Annotated in this window: 18 protein-coding genes and 1 pseudogene; 12 read left to right on the top strand and 7 right to left on the bottom strand. The window is 47.1% G+C overall.

The genetic code is table 11. The features are described from left to right. Positions 1 to 97 precede the first annotated feature (97 nt). Positions 98 to 610, bottom strand: coding sequence for a DUF4174 domain-containing protein (locus tag ACJJIT_RS06920; protein WP_444900427.1), 513 nt, complete (start codon positions 608 to 610; stop codon positions 98 to 100). A 250-nt stretch (positions 611 to 860) separates the two neighbouring features. On the opposite strand from ACJJIT_RS06920, the gene ACJJIT_RS06925 reads away from it, so the two are divergent. From ACJJIT_RS06925 to ACJJIT_RS06935, 3 genes are all read left to right on the top strand, one after another. Next, positions 861 to 2,243: an MFS transporter gene (locus tag ACJJIT_RS06925; protein ID WP_252082154.1), complete on the top strand. Its 1,383-nt coding sequence runs from the start codon at positions 861 to 863 to the stop codon at positions 2,241 to 2,243. Between the two features lie 88 nt (positions 2,244 to 2,331). Further along, positions 2,332 to 3,720, top strand: a complete 1,389-nt coding sequence (locus tag ACJJIT_RS06930; protein ID WP_444900428.1) for an MFS transporter — start codon at positions 2,332 to 2,334, stop codon at positions 3,718 to 3,720. Between the two features lie 117 nt (positions 3,721 to 3,837). Next, positions 3,838 to 5,226: an MFS transporter gene (locus tag ACJJIT_RS06935; RefSeq protein ID WP_444900429.1), complete on the top strand. Its 1,389-nt coding sequence runs from the start codon at positions 3,838 to 3,840 to the stop codon at positions 5,224 to 5,226. 145 nt (positions 5,227 to 5,371) lie between these two features. On the opposite strand, the gene ACJJIT_RS06940 is transcribed toward ACJJIT_RS06935, so the two are convergent. From ACJJIT_RS06940 to ACJJIT_RS06965, 6 genes and pseudogenes are all read right to left on the bottom strand, one after another. Next, positions 5,372 to 5,887 (bottom strand): GNAT family N-acetyltransferase, encoded by a 516-nt coding sequence (locus ACJJIT_RS06940; protein ID WP_444900430.1) that lies wholly within the window; start codon positions 5,885 to 5,887, stop codon positions 5,372 to 5,374. A 1,272-nt stretch (positions 5,888 to 7,159) separates the two neighbouring features. Continuing rightward, the gene (locus tag ACJJIT_RS06945; RefSeq protein ID WP_252082150.1) at positions 7,160 to 7,399 is read right to left on the bottom strand and encodes a DUF1059 domain-containing protein; all 240 of its coding nucleotides are present in this window, start codon (positions 7,397 to 7,399) and stop codon (positions 7,160 to 7,162) included. Positions 7,400 to 7,645: 246 nt separating this feature from the next. Beyond that, positions 7,646 to 8,077, bottom strand: a pseudogene (locus ACJJIT_RS06950) (IS5 family transposase); the annotation flags it as partial. Then, complete coding sequence (locus tag ACJJIT_RS06955) at positions 7,975 to 8,442, bottom strand: transposase (protein WP_353505433.1); 468 nt, start codon at positions 8,440 to 8,442, stop codon at positions 7,975 to 7,977. The gene ACJJIT_RS06955 and the pseudogene ACJJIT_RS06950, both read right to left, overlap by 103 nt. A gap of 773 nt (positions 8,443 to 9,215) precedes the next feature. Continuing rightward, positions 9,216 to 9,803, bottom strand: a complete 588-nt coding sequence (locus tag ACJJIT_RS06960; protein ID WP_252082148.1) for a hypothetical protein — start codon at positions 9,801 to 9,803, stop codon at positions 9,216 to 9,218. A gap of 259 nt (positions 9,804 to 10,062) precedes the next feature. Further along, the gene (locus tag ACJJIT_RS06965) at positions 10,063 to 10,995 is read right to left on the bottom strand and encodes a LysR family transcriptional regulator (RefSeq protein ID WP_444900431.1); all 933 of its coding nucleotides are present in this window, start codon (positions 10,993 to 10,995) and stop codon (positions 10,063 to 10,065) included. Between the two features lie 147 nt (positions 10,996 to 11,142). Between ACJJIT_RS06965 and ACJJIT_RS06970 the strand changes: the two genes are divergently transcribed. From ACJJIT_RS06970 to ACJJIT_RS07010, 9 genes are all read left to right on the top strand, one after another. Further along, a complete protein-coding gene (locus tag ACJJIT_RS06970) occupies positions 11,143 to 12,156 on the top strand; it encodes an NADP-dependent oxidoreductase (RefSeq protein WP_444900432.1) in 1,014 nt (337 codons plus the stop codon). 461 nt (positions 12,157 to 12,617) lie between these two features. Then, positions 12,618 to 13,127: a hypothetical protein gene (locus tag ACJJIT_RS06975; protein WP_252082145.1), complete on the top strand. Its 510-nt coding sequence runs from the start codon at positions 12,618 to 12,620 to the stop codon at positions 13,125 to 13,127. Positions 13,128 to 13,129: 2 nt separating this feature from the next. Beyond that, the gene (locus ACJJIT_RS06980; protein ID WP_444900433.1) at positions 13,130 to 15,340 is read left to right on the top strand and encodes a tetratricopeptide repeat protein; all 2,211 of its coding nucleotides are present in this window, start codon (positions 13,130 to 13,132) and stop codon (positions 15,338 to 15,340) included. Further along, on the top strand, positions 15,337 to 18,507 hold the full coding sequence (locus ACJJIT_RS06985; RefSeq protein ID WP_444900434.1) for a tetratricopeptide repeat protein: 3,171 nt from the start codon (positions 15,337 to 15,339) through the stop codon (positions 18,505 to 18,507). Before ACJJIT_RS06980 ends, ACJJIT_RS06985 begins: the two co-directional genes overlap by 4 nt. A gap of 23 nt (positions 18,508 to 18,530) precedes the next feature. Next, a complete protein-coding gene (locus ACJJIT_RS06990; protein ID WP_444900435.1) occupies positions 18,531 to 19,115 on the top strand; it encodes a tetratricopeptide repeat protein in 585 nt (194 codons plus the stop codon). Beyond that, complete coding sequence (locus ACJJIT_RS06995; protein WP_444884440.1) at positions 19,112 to 19,435, top strand: hypothetical protein; 324 nt, start codon at positions 19,112 to 19,114, stop codon at positions 19,433 to 19,435. Before ACJJIT_RS06990 ends, ACJJIT_RS06995 begins: the two co-directional genes overlap by 4 nt. A gap of 69 nt (positions 19,436 to 19,504) precedes the next feature. Continuing rightward, positions 19,505 to 20,272, top strand: coding sequence for a MotA/TolQ/ExbB proton channel family protein (locus ACJJIT_RS07000; protein WP_444900436.1), 768 nt, complete (start codon positions 19,505 to 19,507; stop codon positions 20,270 to 20,272). Further along, a complete protein-coding gene (locus tag ACJJIT_RS07005; RefSeq protein ID WP_444900437.1) occupies positions 20,272 to 20,862 on the top strand; it encodes an ExbD/TolR family protein in 591 nt (196 codons plus the stop codon). Before ACJJIT_RS07000 ends, ACJJIT_RS07005 begins: the two co-directional genes overlap by 1 nt. After that, the gene (locus ACJJIT_RS07010; RefSeq protein ID WP_252082138.1) at positions 20,859 to 21,404 is read left to right on the top strand and encodes an ExbD/TolR family protein; all 546 of its coding nucleotides are present in this window, start codon (positions 20,859 to 20,861) and stop codon (positions 21,402 to 21,404) included. The genes ACJJIT_RS07005 and ACJJIT_RS07010 overlap by 4 nt, the downstream gene beginning before the upstream one ends. The last annotated feature ends 8 nt before the right edge of the window (positions 21,405 to 21,412 follow it).

Raw genomic sequence — 21,412 nt, forward strand, 5'->3', positions numbered from 1 at the left:
TCTTGATGGGCCCGTTTCTATAGTGGCTTCAAAGGTCCTCTCAAGGTTTGAAGCAGTAAATATAGAGCAAGGTGCACGACGGAGAAATTGGGTGTAGTCATTCCTGGCAAAACTTTCTGGTCAATCTTGGTACAATATTTAATGAACCAACAGATACAGTACATTTACCCAAAAGTACTTCACTGGGCTGATGGCTGCCCTGCATCTCCTGCTTGCGCATAGGCATACGGTCTATGCGCTGAAAAATTTCTACAGGGGAAAAGGTAACTGTACGATATTTTTCTCTGCCATCCTTGCCAATTAGCACAACTTGCTCACTATTTCCCTTGAAATATTCATCGCGAATATTTTTACCAAAATCCCCGGTAATTTTTCCTGCATAATTCGTTTCAATTTTGTCACCTGAAAATAAAAACCAGAGAAGTTGCCTCTCAGCAAATTGTGGCCCCAGCTTGAGCAGTGACTCTAGGGTTTCAGGGGGCTTTGGTGGGTTTGCTAGCAGTAAAATACGATTTTTCCATTGAAAATCTTTGAGGTTACTTATAGCTGTTTCTTCAGCGGCAAGCTGTAAGGATTGAATAAGTAATAGCAAGAAAAATAGTATACGCATTATCACAACTCTGCTATTTAGATTGCTAAATACATTGGAGTTTAGCTGAGTAAACTCAACTAAGCTTAAGTAGTACCCTTTGTGGCACTCCAAAAGAAACGGTTTTGGGTGACCCTTTCAAGCTTACCGGTTTTTGTAATCAGGTTTTAGGATAAAAAATCGAATCTGCGATAGATTAGCGTATTGCATGGTGTGGTCGAACTCCCCTGGCCTAACAATCAAATTGGAGTTTCTGAAGCTGGTACCATTTATGGCACATATGCAGGAGCCTACCCAGCAGTCAAACCGTTTAGGCCTATTAGCCATTTATGTTGCCCTATTTATCATTGCCATTGATATCAGTGCATTCTCCCCGGCGATTCCCGCCATAGAAAGGGAGATGAATATGAATATTACCACTTCACAGTGGGTAATTAATGGCTATGGGCTGGTTTTTGGGGTAATGGTTGTTACCGGTGGCCGTATTGCCGACATTATTGGGCGGCGCCGTACCTTCATCATTGGTGCGTGTATATTCCTTATCTTTTCCCTACTCGGAGGGCTAGCTGTAAATGTTCCAATGCTGTTGGCTGCCAGGGCTGCAATGGGTATTGGGGCCGCCTTAATGTGGCCATCAATTCTGGGGATGGCTTACAACCTTATGCCAGAAGAACGCGCAGGGGAAACCGGCGGATTAATTATGGCCATCTGCGGTCTTGCCAATACTTTGGGGCCAGTAGTGGGGGGAGTGTTGGCAGATCTACTGAGTTGGCGCTGGCTATTCTTTTTCAACTTGCCCATCGCTACTGCGGCGGTCTATATGTGCTGGAAATATATCCCGATAGATATACCTTATGACCCAAACGAAAAAATTGACTATTTGGGGGTTTTGACCCTTACGGGTTCTTTGTTAAGTTTTCTCTTGGCCTTAAATTTCGCTTCTGAAAATGGCTTTATGAATCCCTTGGTAGTGGGGTTATTAACCTCCTTTCTTCTGTTTACGGTTGCTTTTGTACTGATTGAAACAAAAGAGCGAGATTTCGCCCTGATACCTCAGGATATCATTAAGAATAAGCGATTCTTTGCCGCAGGAGCTGTTACCCTTTTTACCTCCGTAACTTTTTTTTCCGTGATCTTGTATTTGCCACAATACTTAACCAATGTGCGGGGTTTCTCTACTATTCAGTCCGGCTTGTCCCTGGTACCCATGATGGTCGCTTTTGGCATGATGTCCTTTATTGCAGGTAAATTATATTTGCGTACCGGAGGGAAAATATTGGTATGTGTTGGAATTTTGGGCATGAGCCTGGGGATGTTTTACTTGTCCAGGCTGGGAGAAGGGTATAACTACATCTTAGGGCTGATTATATTAGGCGCTGGCCTGGGGCTGTTTAACCCCTCGACAACCACAATGGTTATTGCGGTTGTAAATCCCAACCGCGCTAGTTTAGCAAGTGCTATTATTTATATGCTCAAAATTACCGGTGGAGCGGTAGGGCTTGGTGTAAATGCGGCCATATTGGGTTTCTCTCCAGATATCACATCGGGTATTAGCTTGGCATTTGAGGTAAACGCTTGTTTTGCTTTTGTGGGCTTTGTTGTTGCTTTCATGTTTATGAGCGCTCCTAGAATTCCAGAGCGGGAAGGCGGGTAGTCACTGAAGTGCAAGACCATGTGATGAAAGTGAAGGAAGCTGCGAATCTATCCGAATGGATTGCAGAATTGCTGAGGGATTTATAGGGGTGAGTCAGCTACAGATTTCCAGAGGGCAGGTTTATGGCTTATTTGCTGCCGCTCTGGCCTTATTTATGATCGCGATTGATATGAGCGCCTTCTCCCCTGCATTGCCAGCTATACAGCGTGAGTTTGGATTTGATATCACCACTTCGCAATGGGTGATTAATGGTTATGTACTTGTCTTTGGTATTTTGGTGGTCACTGGCGGTCGCATAGCGGATATCTATGGCAGAAAACGTGCATTTATGGTGGGAACGGCCATTTTTGCTCTCTGTTCATTAATTGGTGGCCTCGCTATTGATATGGCCATGTTACTGGTAGTCCGCTGTCTGATGGGGATAGGTGCAGCGTTAATGTGGCCCTCTATTATAGGTATGACCTATAGCCTGGTTCCCAAAGAGTATGCTGGGCAGGTTGGTGGGGGCTTGATGGCAGTATTGGGGGTGGCAAATATTGTTGGGCCTGTGGCTGGAGGGGTGTTGGCTGAATATTTAAGTTGGAGGTGGATTTTTTTTATAAATATTCCTCTTGCGATTACCATAATTTGTTTTTGCTGGAAGTCAGTTCCAGATGATGTTCCCAAAATTTCACGAGAGAAGATAGACTACCTGGGAGTTTTGACGTTGAGTATTTCTCTGTTCAGCCTTTTGATTTCTTTGAATTTGGCTGCCGAAATTGGTTTCAGGGATCTATTTGTGATCTATCTGATAATGCTATTCTTAGTGTTCATCTGCTTGTTTATTATTGTGGAAAAGCGCAATCAAGAGATTGCATTAATTCCTGCTGATATTGTCTCTAATAAAACATTTTCCCTGGTAAGTTTGGTTACTCTTTTATCGGCAGTGATGTTTTTTGCCGTTATTTTGTTTTTGCCCCAGTTTTTAATTGAATATCGGGGGTTTACGGCAGTTCAGTCTGGTGTGGGAATGATCCCCATTATGGCAACCTTTGCACTGACCTCCTATCTATCGGGTGTTCTGCATAAACAGCTGGGGGCTAAATTGTTGATATGTGGGGGACTTGTCTGCAAAGGCGCTGGAATATTTTCACTATCTTATCTGAACAAAGAAACAGAATATCTTGAGCTTATACCCGGATTGATTATTTTGGGGATTGGTATTGGCTTGTTCAATCCGGCAGTGACTACCGCTGCGATATCAGTTGTAGATTCTGCGCGCTCAAGCTTGGCGAGTGCGATTCTTTATATGTTCAAGATTGCAGGAGGTGCCTTGGGCTTGGGAATCAATGCGGCTATTGTAGGTTTTGCGCCAGATGTGGTGAGTGGTATTGGTTGGGCCTATACGGTAAATGCTTATTTTGCTCTTAGTGCGTTTGTGATTGCTGTTTTCTTTCTTCCCGGGCAGTTACCAAAAGCCTTCTCGAGACGGCAGTAATAATGAAACTTAATCGTTTTAAAAGATCCTGTGTTGGGTTTGTAAATGTGCTCAGGAGCATGGTTTGATAATGTGTTGAGTTCGATTTGAGATCTAGTGCGCAGGAGGTTTCAATTAATGCCCGCGCTAAATTCTACTCTAGGAAAGGAGCAATATTTAGGGCTCGCGGCCTTGTCAGTGGCTGTGTTCCTTGTGGCAAATGACTTTACGGCTTTTGCTCCTGCATTACCTGCTATTGAAAGTGAATTTAATGTAGACATTACCACTTCCCAGTGGATTATTAATGGCTATGCGCTGGTCTTTGGGGTGCTGATCATTACTGGTGGCCGGCTTGCTGATCTCTACGGTAGAAGAGGTGTATTTTTTTGCGGTACCCTGATTTTTATATTTTTCTCCATTTTAGGCGGATTGGCAGTTAATGCTAATATGCTGTTGATTTCCCGAGCTTTGATGGCAGTTGGGGCAGCGTTGATGTGGCCATCAATTCTGGGGATGACCTATAACTTGATGCCCGATGACCGCTCTGGCCAGGCTGGCGGGCTGATTATGGCAGTTTGCGCTTTTGCTAATGCCGTAGGCCCAGTACTGGGAGGAATACTGGCGGACCTTTTAAGCTGGCGGTGGATTTTTTTAATCAATATCCCTATAGCATCAATCGCACTATTTGTCTGCTGGAAAGTAGTTCCGTTTACACCACCAGAGCAGACAGAAGAGAAAATTGATTATCCAGGTGTAGCAACACTTTCTATTTCACTATTTGGACTATTGTTTGCGTTGGATATTTCTGGGCAGATTGGCTTCAAGCATCCATTGGTTATTGTTTTGTTGACGATATTTTTAGTTTTTATATGTTTATTTTCCGTTATTGAATGTCGCATAGGGCGTACTGCATTGGTTCCAGGTGATGTTATCGGCAATAAAAAATTTCTTTCAGCAAGTGTTGTTACCCTGTTAGTCGCTGTTTTATATTTTTCAGCCTTACTTTATATTCCGCAGTTTTTGACAAAAACACAGGGGTATAGTGCGATGCAATCTGGTATGTCATTGATTCCATTGATGGTTGTTTCGGGAATCTTTGCTTATATATCAGGGCGTTTTTATGAGCTGATTGGGCCAAGGTGGTTGGCTGGGGCAGGCACACTCTGTATGTGCCTAGGAATGTTTATGTTGTCTCATCTAAGCGACAATACCGGATTCATTAGCCTTTTGCCGGGTATGATGATGTTGGGTACAGGCATTGGCCTCTTTAACCCTGCAGTTACCACTGCTGCAATCACTGCTGTATCACCAAGTCGAGCCAGTTTGGCCGGAGCCGTAATATATATGTTTAAAATTGCTGGAGGTGCCATTGGTCTTGGGATGAATGCGACTATTGTGGCTTTTTCACCAGATATCTCTTCAGGTATTGACCGGGCGTTTACGGTTAATGCTTATCTTGCACTTGCAGGGTTGGTTGCTTGTCTATTTTTTGTTGGTGCTAGCCAGAAGAAAGAGGTATCTGGTTAGTATTCCTTTTGAGAATATCTATAAGTAAATAGCTCTTCAAAAGAGTGATGATTTTAGGGGTGACGGAGGGCACTTTATAGTAACTATCATAGTTTTCAAGCTTCTATCCGCTCTTAATTACTAAAATAGCAGAGTTGAATTATTTCTAAGTTTCTATTTTTCGAAAATAAATATGGTCGCTATAAGTTTTTCCGCCAATCATATGAGCTTCTGGGATGATCATATCAAGATGAAAGCCGCACTTTCCGAGCACTCGCTCTGAAGCAATGTTGCCTTCTGTTACCACTGCCTTATAGTGCGCAATACCATGCTCTAAATATGCCCATTCCATTAAGCCGCTAAGCGATTCGGTACCATAACTTTTTCCATGGAATTCTGGTAACAGTAAATAGCCAACTTCAGCTATGCCATCCTCCAAATGAAACCCAGTTACACCCATTTTCTGGCCGGAGAGCTTATCTATAATAACCATACACAACCAAGTATTAGAGTTTGCTTCCCAGGGGGTAAGTCTTGATTCAAACTTAGACTTTAATACTGTTTCATCTGGCGTATCGAAACATAACTGGATTACTTGAGGGTTAGTATGCAGACTTACAAAAAGTGACCAATCACCCTCGGTGATTAGTGACATGGTTAAGCGCTGGGTACTGACTTTCATTGTCTGCTCAAGATTCCATTAGTTCATTAATTTTGATGATATTTCAGGTTTGTTTAAAAGTTGATCTACACCTTTGAGTGGGAATGAATCTGCGAAGTAAGTTTGAAATAAATTCAACTTCGCAGATATCTAAAGATTAAGAGGTTATTAAAGTTTTTGCTCTTCAATGGTGGAATTCATTATGGCTACACATGCACTCCCTGGCCCAGCGCAGGGACCTTTCAAAATGTATGTGGCGCGCTTATTACAGCCGGAAGCGCCGTATGTACGCCGGTCAAGTTGATGGATCGTCATTGATTTAGCATCACAGTTTAAGTCAAAGGGTGCTCTTTTTGTGACAGTTTTCTCCATGAGGGAGGTGCAACCACTTAGTGAAGCAATCAAAATGCTTGACCACATTAATTTACGTCCCACGGGTAATCCTTTTCGATAAAATTGATGAAGTAGATAGGGAAACATACACAGGCCTAAGCTTGTGGAATGTTAATAGATTTATTAATACAAACTTGACTATGTTTCCTGTTGCTGAAAGTTAGATTTATTTCCCTTTAAGGTCTAGGTAACAATTATATTGTTAAAGCTATCCTTTGGGGAGTAGCCATTCTGGCTTTTGTCGTAAGTTAACGATCTCTTAGGGAGGGAAGATCGTCTTACCTTGATCGTTAGTACTAGTTAATCCTTTCATGATCACCCACCTGAAGGTGGTATGTTCGGCTTCCAAGCTGATTGCACCTTAAATCGCTTAATAAGATCCTGAATCTTGGGGCTCATACAGCTTGCGGATTCTATTTCCTGATATACCCTATCAGTTGCTCGTTTACCTGCGTCTAGAAGTATCTGCGCTGTTTGTTTTTCTGTTAGTTGGGGCCTTTTCTCTTTAAGGTATTGAGATGACATACGTGTTACCAGCTCATAATTTGCCAAGAATGAAGCTAGCTCTGGCTTTTTAGGTTGGTAACACTTACCAGCAGCGGCACTAGACAAGGTAAAGTGTTCATACATTTTAAGGATCTCAAGCGTACTCTGGTTGGAGCTTGAGCTAGATAAAAGTGCGATGGATAGAGTTATTATGATTTGCATAACATTTCAACATGTTCAATGGTCTGTACCTATTTTAACTTAGAAAGTCTATTTTTTTACACTGCTATAGTGATTGCTTTCACTATGAGGTGGCTTGTTTGGTTGGAAAATTGATTTGTTGGTTTTACCAGAAATACCAAGTAGCCATCGATATTCTCTCTATAGTATTTTTGGTCATCTTTGGGTTCACAATTAATACTGAGAGGGTAGGGAGCTGAAAAGCTCCTTTTTGTATTCCATCCATTTTTTCATGGATTCAGAATTTCTTATAAGTTCCTGCATTTTATGCATGGACTCTAGATACTTCGGTTCTTTTTGCTGATACATCTCTATGCCATGTTTCTTACTAAGATCCGCAATCTCTTCAAAGGAGTTTGCTTGAAATTCAACATCACAAGCGCCATCTAATTGCTTGCAGGTCATAGTTTTCATATCGAACTCCTTTTGTGAAAGGCAATTGATTTTTTGGCGTGCTAATTTTAGGACAGCTGTAGATTTTAAGAGGTAATGGTGGAGAGGTACAGATTGGGAGACTTGAGCGATAGATGGTATTGCTAAGCTTGCTGCAGCTCTTTGAGAGGGCTTTTGAGTGTACTTATGGGTATTAACGGGCCTCACAAAGGGCCGTGTGGCCACAGTTATTAGACTCAAAAATCTTATGCGTGCCTAGAAGCTGTTTCATAACTTCTTTAGCGTAATTAACATGCAGGCAATATAGAAAAAAGCTCTGTATGAAGATAAGTAGCGATCCCACCTGACAACTAAACGACGGTAGTTCCCTAGCCATGCAAAAGTTCGCTCAACTTTCCAACGTCGCATATATCTCCTAAGCTTTCTGCCATCTTGTTTCGAAGGTTTTCTTCTATTCCTACGGTGAGGGCAAATCAGGTCAATTTCACGGCGGGCCAAACTATGGCGTAGTGGATCAGAATCTGCAGCCTTGTCGTACACTAGTCGTCGAATTTTTGTATTTTCATAGGTAACATCGAGTAGTGGGTGTAATAAATTTACTTCTGCTGGTGAGGCCGAAGTAACGGTGCCTCCCAATGGAATACCTTCGCCATCGACCACCACCATCCACTTTGTACCCTTGCCTCGCTTAGTTTTTCCGACTTCTGCTCCCCTTTTTTTGCTGAAGCAAAGCTACCATCCGAAAAGACTTCTTTCCAATTAAGCAGGGATCTTTGATCGAGCTGTCCGAAAAATTTTCTCCAAGCCTCCAACCAAGCGCCTTGCTCTTCCCAAAACTGGAGCCTTCTCCAGCAAGTACTCGGCGAAGGGTAAGATGGGGGGAGATCCTTCCATCGTGCTCCTGAGCGCAAAATCCACAAGATACCTTCAAAACATGCACGGTTATCAATGGGTTTGGGACCTCCTTTTCCACGTTTTAGCTGGGGAAGGCAAGGCTCAATCAATTTCCACTGAGCGTCGGTTAATTCTGACTTAAATCTACTCACGCTTACTGGTCTTATCATTCCATGAGGTCGCAAGAATAACTGATTTCAAGTTATGAAACAGCTTCTAACCATTACCTTAATAGTAATATCTTACGCTTGTTTGAATGCTCGTGGTAGGGACTAATTGTGCAAACCTCCTGAATTAGATACTGTGCATATGGGGCTGGCTGGAGAAAATAAAGAGTGGTGGTTCTTGTGTGCTAACTGGATAAAAATTTATGAATTTATTTTTTACTTTGCCTAGAGATCTAGTCATCTAGTGACATAGGAATCATTAAAGCACAATCCATGTGGTGGTGAGGGATATAGGTATGGCTAGGAATGCTAACAATTCTACTAGCTATAAGTTATGCCTTGGTATTAAGAGGCTGTTGTTTTGCTTTATAACTCTAATACTTGTTGCGCAAGCGCTATATACATCTCCAAGCCAACAATATAGTTGCCGGAAGCAGTACAACAAACCATCCAGTCCATGCTGCAGGTTGATAGGGCTAATCAAGAAGGTAAGAACCATCATTGGTAGTACCTACTTTGCAGTATCAGTAAAAACCCTTCCCCATTATGAAATGCTTCATCTGTTTTTTTTGTGAACCACCAAGATATCAGATTTACTGTGCTCGATCGTGATAAGTAAACCGAAGAAAAGTGAGAGTACGTCGAGAAGATTAGTAAAAAGGTAATGAGTATTCATCGAAGTCCCTTTTCATTGTTATATTTTTTAGCTTAAATTTATAGCTTGGGCTGCCCCCATTGTTCATCTGTTTTAAGGTTTTAATGTATAAATGTGGGTTTCAAATGGACACTTCTGTGTCGGTTAATTTTGTGTAATTTATATGGTTAAACCCAAAAAATGACCTCCTACCATAAAGACGTAGTTTGTCGCCAGGTTTGAGATCCTCCCATGACTTTTTTGTCACGCCGCATATCTGATTGCTCATTAAGGAGTTGTACTCACTCAGAAGGATTCTACCTTTGCAATGCTTCTCTCGGTATCTAGATGATTTTCCTGAAACTGTCACATCTATGCTATCGTGAGTTGATATGAAAAAATGTAATGTTGCTGGTAATCCTCTTGCTATTGAAAGATAGATGGTAATTGGGATCCCCATAGTTAAAGCTATCCCCATCAAGAGAGGGCTTTTTTTCTGATCTTCGATAATTTCCCTTATTGTCGATTTTCTTCTGGGGAGAGAAATGAATAAGATTGTGAGTAGAACTATAGAGAGAGCGATGCTAGTAAAAGCAAGAAACCTAGCTTTTTCATCACTGATCAAAAGTTCACTCGAAGCTCCAATTGGGAGTAGGCAGGCTATGCCAATAGCTATACATGCATATATCTTGTGCTTAAGTGTTGCTCTTTTCTCGAGTGAGGAATCCATTGTTACCTTTTGTACGGCTGACTGATCATTTATTGAAGTCGCAATATATCATTTGATGTATGTGCTTCCCAGGCACTTACAACGATTTATAGTTCAGTTGGTTATTCTTTGGAGAGTAAATCTTTAAAGTGACAAAAACATAAAATTCAAGTCGTGATTAATAAGGTTAACTAAGGAGTGGTAAATTTTTCAGTAAAAATGGTAGCCTAGTCAGCTATATGGCACTTCTCAAAAGTTCATTTATTGGTATTCAGGTTGCTTATATTTGCTCGTTGGTTCTATCTAGGTGATGCTGCAAATGCTCACAAATAAAATCCACACATAGTTTAATTTTTGGTATTTGATATTTACTGCGCTCGTAAAGAAGAAAGATGCCAATATCACCTCCAGGGCTGACAGAGACTTTACCTTGGGTGGGAACCTGTACTAATTCTCCAGATTCCAGGTGTTCGCAAATACTCCATGAGGGTACACAGAACATACCGCGATGATTCAGTGCTGCAGCCAGTAGAGCTTTGCCATTATTGCTGATCAGGTGGGTGGATAGCTTTAGTGGCACCCAGTGATCATCATCGAAATAATGCCAGTCAATCAGTCCTCTGGGGCCGCGGTATTGTAGGGCGTGGGCAGATTCTATAGCTAGTTTGTTTAGCGGTAACTCTTTCCCTAGGGTGTTTAGGTACTCGGGTGTGGCGGTGAGTGAGAATTCGTTCTTGGATAGACGCTTGGCGATGACATGCTCATCGGGAGCGGAGCCTCCGCGAATGGCGATATCTACAGGGTCTTTACCTAGCTGGGTAAGATCGTCGCTATAGTGCAGGTCAAAAACAATGTTTGGGTAACGTTGGACGAATTGTTCCAGTAGGGGGGTTAAGTGCTGTTCGCCGTAAGAAGGTAGGCAGCTGATACGGATCAACCCGCTGGGGGCTTCGAAGGTTTGGCTCACCAGCTCATCTGCCTGCTCCAGTTGGCGAATGGCTTCATTAATCATGGAGTAATAGAGCTTACCCAGTTCGGTAACTTCCACCTTGCGGGTGCTGCGCTGCAATAGCTCTACTCCCAGAGACTGCTCAAGGTCCCGCACACGCCGTGAAATAGAAGAGGCGGGAACATCGAATTCCTCAGCCACTGCAGTAAAACTACAGAGTTCCGCCACGCGCTTGAAGTAGCGTAATGCCCGGATTTTGTCCATAAAGCCCCTATTCTTGCTTGTTTACACGGCAACTTAGCATTCATTATTGTCAGAAAGACAAAAGAGTTCCACTAAATGCTCTCTGTTTCTCAGTTGGGGCAGGGGGCACTATCGCTCTCATTCTTGAACTGATGACTAGAGAGATTAATGAAAGCACTCAAAATTACCCAGTATGGCGATATCGATAGCAGCCTGGCTTTCCAGGAAGCGAATGTACCCGAGCCAGGTGCGAGCGAGGTGTTGATCAAGATCAATGCCGCCAGCATCAACCCCATTGATCTAATGGTGATGCGCGGCGAGATGAAAGCGCTAAAGAAGCTCAACTTGCCGGTGGGAATTGGCCGGGATCTGAGTGGCGAGGTGGTCGCAGTGGGTAGTGGAGTCTCACAATATCAGCCCGGAGAGGAAGTGTTCGCCAGGGTGGGGGAGGATCACGTGGGCACCCTTGCCCAGTATCTGGTGGTGGATGCTACGCATCTGGCGAAGAAACCTGAAAACCTCTCCCATGAAGAAGCTGCAAGTATCCCTTTGGTGGGGCTGACCTCCTACCAGGCCTTGATCCAGGTTGCTGGTTTGAAGAAGGGAGAGAAAGTATTGATCCATGCGGGTTCCGGTGGCATCGGCTCTATGGCGATTCAGCTTGCCAAGGCCTACGGCGCTTATGTGATTACTACAACCAGTAGTGCCAATGTGGACTGGGTGCGCAAACTCGGTGCGGACCAAGTGATCGATTATAAGAAAGAAAACTATCTGGATTTATTGTCTGATATTGATGTGGTGTATGACACTCTAGGCCAACAATACACAATGGATGCTTTTAAAGTATTGAAAAGAGGCGGCAGAGTAGTATCTATTGCTGGGGTGCTGGACCCGTTGACGGCGAGGGAGTTGGGTATCAACTGGTTTTTCCGTAAGCTAATCGGGCTTAAGTCTCTCCCGGTATTGAAACAGGCGAAAGACAAGAATGCGTTTTACCGTATGGTCATTATGCAGGCGAATGGGGATCAGCTCAGTGAGCTAAGCGCCTTATACAGGGACAAAATCATTTCTCCCGTCGTTGATAAAGTTTATCCATTCAGCCAGAGTCTGGCGGCTTTCTCTTACCTGAATAGCAAGCGAGCAAAGGGTAAAGTGATCATTTCATTGAACAGCGGCGATTAAATCGCCGGACTATTTGAACGGCTTCTTTACAAGTTGGCAGTCATTCCTGTATCTATTGGGTGATTGCCAATGGCTAGCCACTCTTGTTTTATTGCTAGTCGCAAATGATAAATGATTATCGATTGCACAGCAGGTACTTTTAATATTTTATAGGTTGGCAGTTTTGCTTGTGAAAGACTTTCACAATGAATCTATAAAACAGTAGCCATTAATATTTCGGCACGAATTTAGAATTAATGAGATCCACCTCACATAATTGCTCAGTCGCATCACTTCTCAGTGCAAAAAATTAGCAATTGCCGGTTTTCCTAGATTTGACTTTCCTCACATCTGCCTATTTCTGTATTCACTACAATGCCGCTGGCTGAAAGGTCCCTGTTTACAGGCACTTCAATGTGGCCCTCAAGGGGTTTGCACATCGCTGGTTTTCATTGATAAGGATTGGGTCAGAGGTAGGCCACATGTTCAGAATTTTACAGATAGCTCTCCTTCTTTTACTGGCTGCCGCAGTGAATGCGCAGAATGTCAGTCGTGATGATATCCGTGGTTTGGACGAGCAAATCCAGGATGTTAAGAAAGATGTAATTGATCTGACAGCAACTTTGGCACAGTTGGAAGAGAAACTGTTGTTTCCTTCCAATACTCAGGTGGCTTTGTTTGTTTCTGTCGCAGACGAAAAGCCTTTTGAGCTGGAATCCGTAGAAGTCACTCTCAATGGTGAAATCGTGGCGCACCACCTCTACACCTATCGGGAAATTGAATCCTTACAAAAAGGGGGGGTGCAAAAAATCTATACCGGTAATGTGCAGGCTGGTGGACACCCGTTACAAGTGCGCTTTATAGGCAAGACCCCTTCCGGTAAAGAGTATCGAGCCAATGCTTCTTATCAAATCGACAAGGCGGTAGGGCCAAAGTTTGTCGAGATCAGAATTTCCGGAACCGAGTCCGAGATTAACTTCAAGGACTGGTAACCATGCGTATACCCCTGCTTTCGGCATTTCCCGGCGTAGCTGGAGCTGGCCTGCGTGTTCTCAGCTTTACATTATGTAGCTTGTCTCTACTCCCTAGTGTGGCTGGCGCAGACGATGATAAAGAAGAATTGCGCGATCTGTTCTTTGGTGCGGCCATGTACTACGCCCACCAGGAAAACTACTTTGATGCGATTGTAGCGCTGGATAACGAGCTGGCCCAGTATCACCGTCTGGATGAGCCCGAGTTAGACCCCTTCAGTAATCATCTTGGGCAGGCTGAATTCTCTGTGGGTGACATGGAGCTTTCCTACCGTATGCACCGGGAAGCGGGGCGCGCAATTGAAGCGGTGCTGAAGGGCAATGTTTCGCAGGAGGTGCGCAATGAAGCCGCCTATCGTCTGGCCAAAATTCACTACCACAAACAGCAGCCTCTAAACGCTTTGCATGCGCTGGAAATGATTGAGGGCAGGGTGCCCTTGCGGGTGCGTGCCGAGGAGCAATTCCTGCGCGCGCGGGTTTTTATGGAGTTGGGGCGTCTCGAAGAAGCGGTAGAGCTACTGAAAGACCTGAAAGGTGAGGAATCCCTGGAGGGCTTTGTGGAGTTCAACCTGGGCATTGCCCAGTTGAAATCCGGCGAGGAAGCACGCGGGGTGTTGGAGCTGACCGCTCTGGGCAAGCGCCACAGTGGCGACCCGGCCGATCAGGCCCTGTACGACAAGACCAATTTATTACTGGGTTCCCACTTGATGGAGGCCGGCGAACTGCAGCTGGCGCGCCCTTATTTTGACCGGGTGAATCTCGAAGGGCCTTTCTCCAATCGGGCGCTGCTCGGTGCCGGTTGGGTGGAGGCCCGAGCGGGGCGTTTCGATCGCGCCCTGGTGCCCTGGCGGATATTGCAAAACCGCAAGGGCACCAATGAATCGGTGCAGGAAGTGATGCTGGCTGTGCCTTACGCCTACGGAAAATTGGATGTACACAGTACTGCGGCAATTCATTACGGCCGCGCCCTGGATGCCTTTGGTCGTGAGATCGACACACTGACGGCTTCCATCAACAGTATTCGTCAGGGCAAATTTCTCGAAGCTTTGCGGCGCAAAGAGGCTACCCAGGTACAAAACTGGGTGGTGGCGCTGCGCAATCTGCCGGAGGCACCGGAGACTCACTATCTCCTCGACCTCATGGCCTCCAATGACTACCAAGAATTCCTGCGGAACTACCGCGACTTGAATGATCTCTACGAGCGCAATAAAGAGTGGCTTAAAAGTCTCACTGCCTTCGAGGATATTATCAGCGCGCGTCGGGCTTACTACGAGCCCCTGTTACCACAGCTGGATGAGCAGTTCCGTACCTTGGATGCACGGATCAAGCTGCGTATGGAGCAGCGCGATCAATTTTCCAGTCGCATAGAGCAGATGCTGGTTTCCCGCCGCCCGGAGTATCTCGCCACCGCCGAAGAGCAGGAAGCGCGCCTGCAACTACTGCAGCTGCATAAGCAGATCGCACGCAATCCTAAAGGTTTTACCGAGCAAAGCCGCAACCGTGTTGAGCGCTTGCAGGGTATTTTGGATTTGCGTCTCTCTACGGAATATCACCAGCGTCTCACCGAGGCCTATAAGCATTTGCAGGCCCTCAATGCTGAGATCGAAAAGTTACAAACGGTGTACCGCTCCTATGTGCGCAGTCGTCAGGCGGCGACCCACAGTTACACCGGTTATAACAAGGATATCCAGCGTTCTCGTGCGCAGATTCGTTCGGCCCAGCAGCGTCTGGAGATGTTGATGGCGCGCCAGGGCAGCATGCTGGAAGCGCTCGCTGTTGAAGAGCTGGAGCGCCGCCGCAGCCAACTGGAGAGTTACCAGATCAAAGCGCGCTTCGCCCTAGCCGACAGTTACGACCGTGCCAATGAGCTGCAGGAGCAGCGCGAGGATCAGCGCAAGATTGAACAGCATCGTGAGGCTCAGCCTGAAACTTTGCCAGAACAAAACCCTCCCGAATTGGAAGCACCGGAAAGCGAAAATGGGCTGCAGGAGCAGAGCCAAGCAGCCCGGCCGGAAACTCTGCCTGAGAGCAATCCTGCCGAATTGAAAGTGCCAGAAAGTGAAAATGGGCCACTGGAGCAGGGCGGGCAACTCCAAGCAGACCAGCCGGAAATTTTACCTGAGAATAAATCCACTGAACGGCAAGTTTCAGAAACTGAGGGGGATAAGGCGTGAAACCTGTAAATCATCGCGTAAGTCTCTCTGCTAGTTTTGCGATCGAGCCAATAGCTACAGGGCGGAAGCCCAAAAATGCACTGCGCTATGGTGCATTCGCCGCGGCATTACTGTTACTTAACGCTTGTGCGGTGAACAGCGGCAAAACAATTGGCAGCCTGCAAAATGTCGATATTGAGATTAAAGAGGAATATATCGACGGCAGCCTGGAAAAGGCCCTGGCAAGTTATCAGCGCTACCTGCAGGAAACGCCCGAATCGAGTCTCACCCCTGAAGCGATGCGTCGGATTGCCGACCTGAAAATTAAGCAGGCGCACCGGGCCGAGGATGCTGCCATTGACGGTATTGCCCCTGCCACAGCAGGCAGTGGTGCTGTGATTGCCATCGAAGCACCGGAGGCAACTGCAGAAAATACTCTGGAAGCCCCGGCTGAGGTAACCGCGCCTGTTGCCAAGGTACAGCGTATCCCCACTGAGCATGTAGCAGGTGCGGAGTCTGATGCGGACTTTGAAGCTCGCGCTAGTGGCAGTGTGGATATCGTCGTAGACACCACTCCACTGCAGGTTCCTGAAGAAGACCCGGAAGCGCTGATGTCGGCGAATGCCCGAGAGGCCATCGCGCTGTATCTCAACCTGCTGAAGAAATACCCTCTTTACGACCGCAACGACCAGGTGATGTACCAGCTCTCCCGCGCTTATGAAGAGGCCGGGCAAATTGATGCTGCAGTAGATGTATTGCGGCAGTTGGTGGCCAAATACCCGGATTCCCGTCATATCGATGAAGCCTGGTTTCGCCTGGGGGAATATTACTTTACCCGCAAAAAGTATCTGGATGCGGAAGAGGCCTATGGCCGGGTAATCACCATCGGGCAGATTTCCAGTTTTTACGAGCTGGCCCTGTATAAACGTGGTTGGTCCCTGTTTAAGCAGGATATGTACGAGATGGCCCTGGACGATTATGTGGCCATGCTCGATTACAAAGTCTCCCAGGGTTACGACTTTGACCAGCAGACCAATACGGTTGAACGCAAGCATGTGGACGATACTTTCCGCGTGGTGAGTCTGAGCTTCTCATATATGGAGGGCCCGGATTCTATTGTCGACTATTTCTCCCGCAAGGGTGCGCGCCAGTATGAATACCTGGTGTACAGCCATCTCGGTGAGTATTACCTGAATAAACGTCGCTACCAGGATTCGGCCAAATCCTATATCGCCTTTGTGGAGCGCAATCCACTGCACAAGGTTTCTGCGGACTTTTCCATTCGTGTGATCGAGATTTACAGCAAGGGCGGCTTCCCCAAACTGGTGCTTGAAGCGAAGAAGACTTTTGTAAATACCTATGCCCTCAATGCCGACTACTGGACAGTATTCGATATTAATGAATTTGGTGAGGTGGTCGAATTTCTACAGGCTAACCTGATCGACCTGGCCGGCCATTACCATGCCGCCTACCAAAACAAAAAACTGAAGGATAAAAAAGGAGAGCACTACCTAGAGGCAATTCACTGGTATCGCCGTTACTTGCAGTCCTTCCGTGAAGCTGAGCGTGCGCCGGAAATGAACTACCAGCTCGCCGGCTTGATGCTAGAAAATCGCGATTTCCACAATGCCGCTCTGGAATATGAGCGCACCGCCTACGAATACCCTGCCCACAAGGATTCCAGTGAGGCGGGTTACGCTGCGGTTTACGCTTATCGCGAACACCTGGCCAACAATCTGAAAGAAGCCAGTGCAGATCAGCGCGCTCCATTGTTGCGTGAAATTATCCGTTCATCGCTAACCTTTGCCGATACCTTCTCACAGCACGCCAAAGCGCCGCAGGTAATGCTGGGTGCGGTGGAAGATTTGTACGGTCTTAAAGACTATACGCCGGCGATCGATAACGGGCGTCAGCTATTGGAAAAATTCCCGGCTGCAGAGCAGGAGATTCGCCGCTCAGCCTGGATGGTGGTGGCCCACGGCTCCTTTGATACCCATGCCTATGCCGATGCGGAGGTGGCCTATGGGGAAACCTTGAATCTCACCGCCACCGATGCCAAGGATCGTGCTGGCCTAGTCGACAATCTGGCGGCATCCATTTACCAGCAGGGCGATATGGCGCGCAAGCAGGAGGACCACGCTACTGCTGCCGGCCACTTCCTGCGCATTCGCGCTGCGGCTCCGGGAGCCACTTTACTGGCCACCGCCGAATACGATGCTGCTGCCTCCCTGATTGTGCTCGAGGATTGGACCCAGGCCGCCACAGTGCTGAACAATTTCCGTGGGAATTTCCCAGAGCATGAACTGGCCAAAGATGTCACCAAGAAACTGGCGGTGGTCTACCAGGAAAGTGGCGAGCTCTTATTGGCAGCGGCGGAGTTTGAGCGTATTGAACGAGAATCTGAGGATGAGGAAATTCGCCGCGAGGCTCTGACGCAGGCAGCGGATCTCTACAGTACCGCTAAAGACAGCGACAGGGCGCTGGCGGTGTTGAGGCGCTACGTGAAGCTGTTCCCCAACCCCATGGAGCCCGCGCTGGAGACGCGGCAAAAAATCGCCGACATCTACAAAACTGCTGGGCAGCAAAAACGCTATATGCAGGAACTGCGTGAGATGGTGCGCATAGAGAAGCGTGGCGGTTCCCAGCGCAGTGATCGCACCCGCTACCTGGCTGGTAGCGCCGCGTTACAGCTGGCTGAGCCCAGTTATCGGGCCTTTACCCAGGTGGCGCTAGTTAAGCCAATCGAGCAGAACCTCAATTTGAAACGCAAGCGCATGAAAAAAGCGATTAGCGATTTCTCTGCCCTGATTGATTACCAGGCCGCGGATGTGACCGCCGCAGCCACTTATTACCTCGCGGAAATTTATTTGCACTTCAGTGTGTCTCTGAAAGAGTCCGAGCGCCCAACGAATTTGAGTGCGCTGGAACTGGAAGAGTACGAGCTGGCTCTGGAAGATCAAATTTATCCGTTCGAGGAAAAAGCGATTTCCGTGCATGAAAAAAATGTCGAGTTACTTGGGGTGGGTATCTACAACCCCTGGATCGATAAGAGTATCGGCCAACTTGCCGGTCTGATGCCGGCCCGTTATGCCCGTGTCGAAGAGGCTGGGGACTACCTGCAGAGTATTGTCCCTCTGCCACCGGAGCCGGAGGCCTTGGAATCAGCGGAAGCGGTTTCCGGCCAGTAATAGCGAGAATGGAGAAGAGGGCTATGCAAATAAAACTGCGAGTGGTTTTCCTGTGGGTGGTTACGTTGTTTTTGGCTGCCTGTGCAGGAGTTCAGACCAAGCCGGGCAAGGTTTCTGATTATTCCTCTGTGCGGGTGTCCGGCAGTGTGAGCCGGGATTTTGAGCGATCCCTGGAATTCCTTGCGGATAAGGAATTTGTGCGCGCGATTGAATTGTTGGAGACGGTTGTCGAGCGCGAGCAGCGTTTGCCTGCGCCTTATATTAATCTCGGCATTGCCCAAATTCAGGTGGCAGAAGAAAAAAAAGCGGAAGAGGCTTTTCTTAAAGCACTGGAAATAGATGCCGAGCACCCGGTGGCCACTAATGAGCTGGCAGTGCTTTACCGCAAGCAGGGCCGTTTTGCCGATGCACGCAAAATTTATGTGAATGCCTTGGCAGAAAACCCCGAATACCTGCCATTGATAAAAAATCTCGGCATATTGTGTGATCTCTATCTGCAAGATCTCCAGTGCGCTCTGGCACAATTCCAGCAATATGTACAGCTGGAACCCGAGGACCAGGATGTGTCTATCTGGCTGGCGGATCTCAAACGGAGGGCGGGCAAGTGATAGCGCAGTGTAAATGGATTTTGCCGTTTATGATGGGGTTTGCCATTTTTCCTTTTGCCGGTGCGCAGACCCAAGAGGGTGATAAAACCCAAGCCACAGATAAGAAAGTGGATACCAAAGTTAAAGAGTTATCGGGTATTTCCATTATTGGTAATAAGGAAGCGCCCAAGTCTCTGTATATCGTTCCCTGGAAAAGTTCCGAGGTGGGTGTCGAAAGTGATCTTGTCTCCAGTTTGATGGACGACAAGCTCAAGCCGCTCGACAAGGAAGTTTTCATGCGTGAGCTGGAGTTCTACCAGCTCAGCCTGTCCGGCGATTAACGCCGTCCTTTCTCTGGCTAAAGCCAGAGCAGCAACCAATTACTGCAGTATTTCTCAAGAGGGTTTGTAATGGACTTTTTCAACAGCGTCATCGAGTTTTTCCAGACGGGCGGTACTTTTATGTACCCCATTCTTGTGGTGGCCGCCCTGGGTGGCGCAGTAGCTATTGAGCGATTTATTCGCCTGCATTACGAGCGTCGTACCAACCGCACTATGTGGGATAAATTGCAGCCAATCCTCTCCAGTGGTGATTTCGATCGTGCGCGCAATCTGGTTAAGCAGGATAACTCCAGTGTGGCAAAGCTACTTTCCATGGGGCTGGCCCGTCAGGGTGCAGTGCGCCGCCGCGAAGATATCGAAATCGCGATGGAAGAGAGCATGATGGAAATCACTCCACAGCTGGAAAAGCGCACGCCCTACGTAGCACTGTTTTCTAATATCGCCACACTGCTGGGTCTGCTCGGTACTATTATGGGCCTGATTGAAGCCTTTACCGCAGTGGCCAATGCCAACCCGGCAGAAAAAGCCGACTTGCTTTCCGCCAGTATCTCGGTAGCGATGAACACAACGGCTTTCGGTCTGATGACCGGTATTCCCCTGTTGATTGTGCATGCACTGCTCAACTCCCTCACTGGAGAAATTATCGATAGCCTGGAAATGGTTTCTGTAAAAGCCTCCAATCTGATCGATAGTTCAACCCGCCGTCGCTTCGAAGTCGATGCGCCTGCTTCAAAAAATAAAGGTGAAAACAAGCCGGCTAGCAAGTCTGAGAAGCACACCAAATCACAACCAGTGGCCGAGGCCAAAACCGAAGAACAGCAAACGGAAACAGCGTAATGAGAAGGCGGCGCCACGGGAGAGATAAAGAGGCCCCGGAGCTGGACATCACCGCCTTCCTAAACCTGATGGTGGTGCTGGTGCCGTTTCTGTTGGTATCGGCGGTGTTCTCACGGGTAACAATTTTAGAGCTGAATATGCCGAGCGGAGCCGGTGGTGGAGCGCCGGATGATCCCACGGTCACGGTAGAAGTCGTCGTTCGCACAGAGGCGCTGGAGATTAGTGATGGTGAGAAAGTCATTGCGCGTTTTCCAAACCTGACGCAATCAGAAGAGGGTGAGTCTGCACCGCTGGAAGCGGTTGCAGAGGAAGGTGCCGGGGAGGGTGAACAGTTTGCTCTGTTGCCAACTGCGGAGGTCTACGACCTGAAAAAACTCACCGAGTTTTTACTGCAGGTAAAGGCCAGCTATCCAGAAAAAACCGACTCCATTTTGTTGATGGAAGCGGATATTGCCTATGAGCACTTGGTGGGTGTAATGGATACTGTGCGCGGAGCCGAGGTGCGTGTGGAAGGCAGCGATCCCAGTGATCCAAGTTCTGTAGAGAAAGTGGTGCTGTTTCCCGATATTTCCATAGGAGATGCGCCGTGAGACATGAAAGCCGACGTATGAAGCGCATGGCGCGCAGCCATAAGCGTAAAAAAACCTCGGGTATGAACCTTACCTCGCTAATGGACGTGTTCACCATTTTGGTTTTTTTCCTCTTGACCAACACTTCCAGTAATGAAGCGTTGGAGCCACCCAAGGTGATCACACTGCCGGATTCGGTGGTGGAGACCAAACCAAGGGAAACCGTAACCCTGATGGTGACCAATGAGGAAATTCTGGTGGAATCCAATTCAGTGGTGGCTACCAGCGAGGTACTTGAGAGTGAAGAAATCATTATCGAGGCCATTAAGCAGGCGATGATCGCCGAGATGGGTAAGGCTATCGGTGTGGCCCAGGCCTCTGCTGAGGCGGAGGCCGAAGAAGCCGGCACCGAGGGAGAAGTTCAGCCGGAGCCACCGGAAGTCAATATTCTCGCGGACAGGGGCATTCCGTTCAGTTTGCTTAAGAAGGTGATGTCCAGTTGTACGGAAGCTGGTTACACCAAGGTATCGCTGGCGGTTATTCAGAAAGCATCTCAGGGTTAATGGAAGTT

This window comes from Microbulbifer mixtoriginis (SeqCode) (assembly GCF_052467515.1).

Bases quoted from the DNA above. Each gene is read 5' to 3' on its own strand.
- ACJJIT_RS06920 (WP_444900427.1), bottom strand. From the start codon at position 610: ATGCGTATACTATTTTTCTTGCTATTACTTATTCAATCCTTACAGCTT.
- ACJJIT_RS06925 (WP_252082154.1), top strand. From the start codon at position 861: ATGGCACATATGCAGGAGCCTACCCAGCAGTCAAACCGTTTAGGCCTA.
- ACJJIT_RS06935 (WP_444900429.1), top strand. From the start codon at position 3,838: ATGCCCGCGCTAAATTCTACTCTAGGAAAGGAGCAATATTTAGGGCTC.
- ACJJIT_RS06940 (WP_444900430.1), bottom strand. From the start codon at position 5,887: ATGAAAGTCAGTACCCAGCGCTTAACCATGTCACTAATCACCGAGGGT.
- ACJJIT_RS06945 (WP_252082150.1), bottom strand. From the start codon at position 7,399: ATGAAAACTATGACCTGCAAGCAATTAGATGGCGCTTGTGATGTTGAA.
- ACJJIT_RS06955 (WP_353505433.1), bottom strand. From the start codon at position 8,442: ATGATAAGACCAGTAAGCGTGAGTAGATTTAAGTCAGAATTAACCGAC.
- ACJJIT_RS06960 (WP_252082148.1), bottom strand. From the start codon at position 9,803: ATGGATTCCTCACTCGAGAAAAGAGCAACACTTAAGCACAAGATATAT.
- ACJJIT_RS06965 (WP_444900431.1), bottom strand. From the start codon at position 10,995: ATGGACAAAATCCGGGCATTACGCTACTTCAAGCGCGTGGCGGAACTC.
- ACJJIT_RS06970 (WP_444900432.1), top strand. From the start codon at position 11,143: ATGAAAGCACTCAAAATTACCCAGTATGGCGATATCGATAGCAGCCTG.
- ACJJIT_RS06975 (WP_252082145.1), top strand. From the start codon at position 12,618: ATGTTCAGAATTTTACAGATAGCTCTCCTTCTTTTACTGGCTGCCGCA.
- ACJJIT_RS06980 (WP_444900433.1), top strand. From the start codon at position 13,130: ATGCGTATACCCCTGCTTTCGGCATTTCCCGGCGTAGCTGGAGCTGGC.
- ACJJIT_RS06990 (WP_444900435.1), top strand. From the start codon at position 18,531: ATGCAAATAAAACTGCGAGTGGTTTTCCTGTGGGTGGTTACGTTGTTT.
- ACJJIT_RS07000 (WP_444900436.1), top strand. From the start codon at position 19,505: ATGGACTTTTTCAACAGCGTCATCGAGTTTTTCCAGACGGGCGGTACT.
- ACJJIT_RS07005 (WP_444900437.1), top strand. From the start codon at position 20,272: ATGAGAAGGCGGCGCCACGGGAGAGATAAAGAGGCCCCGGAGCTGGAC.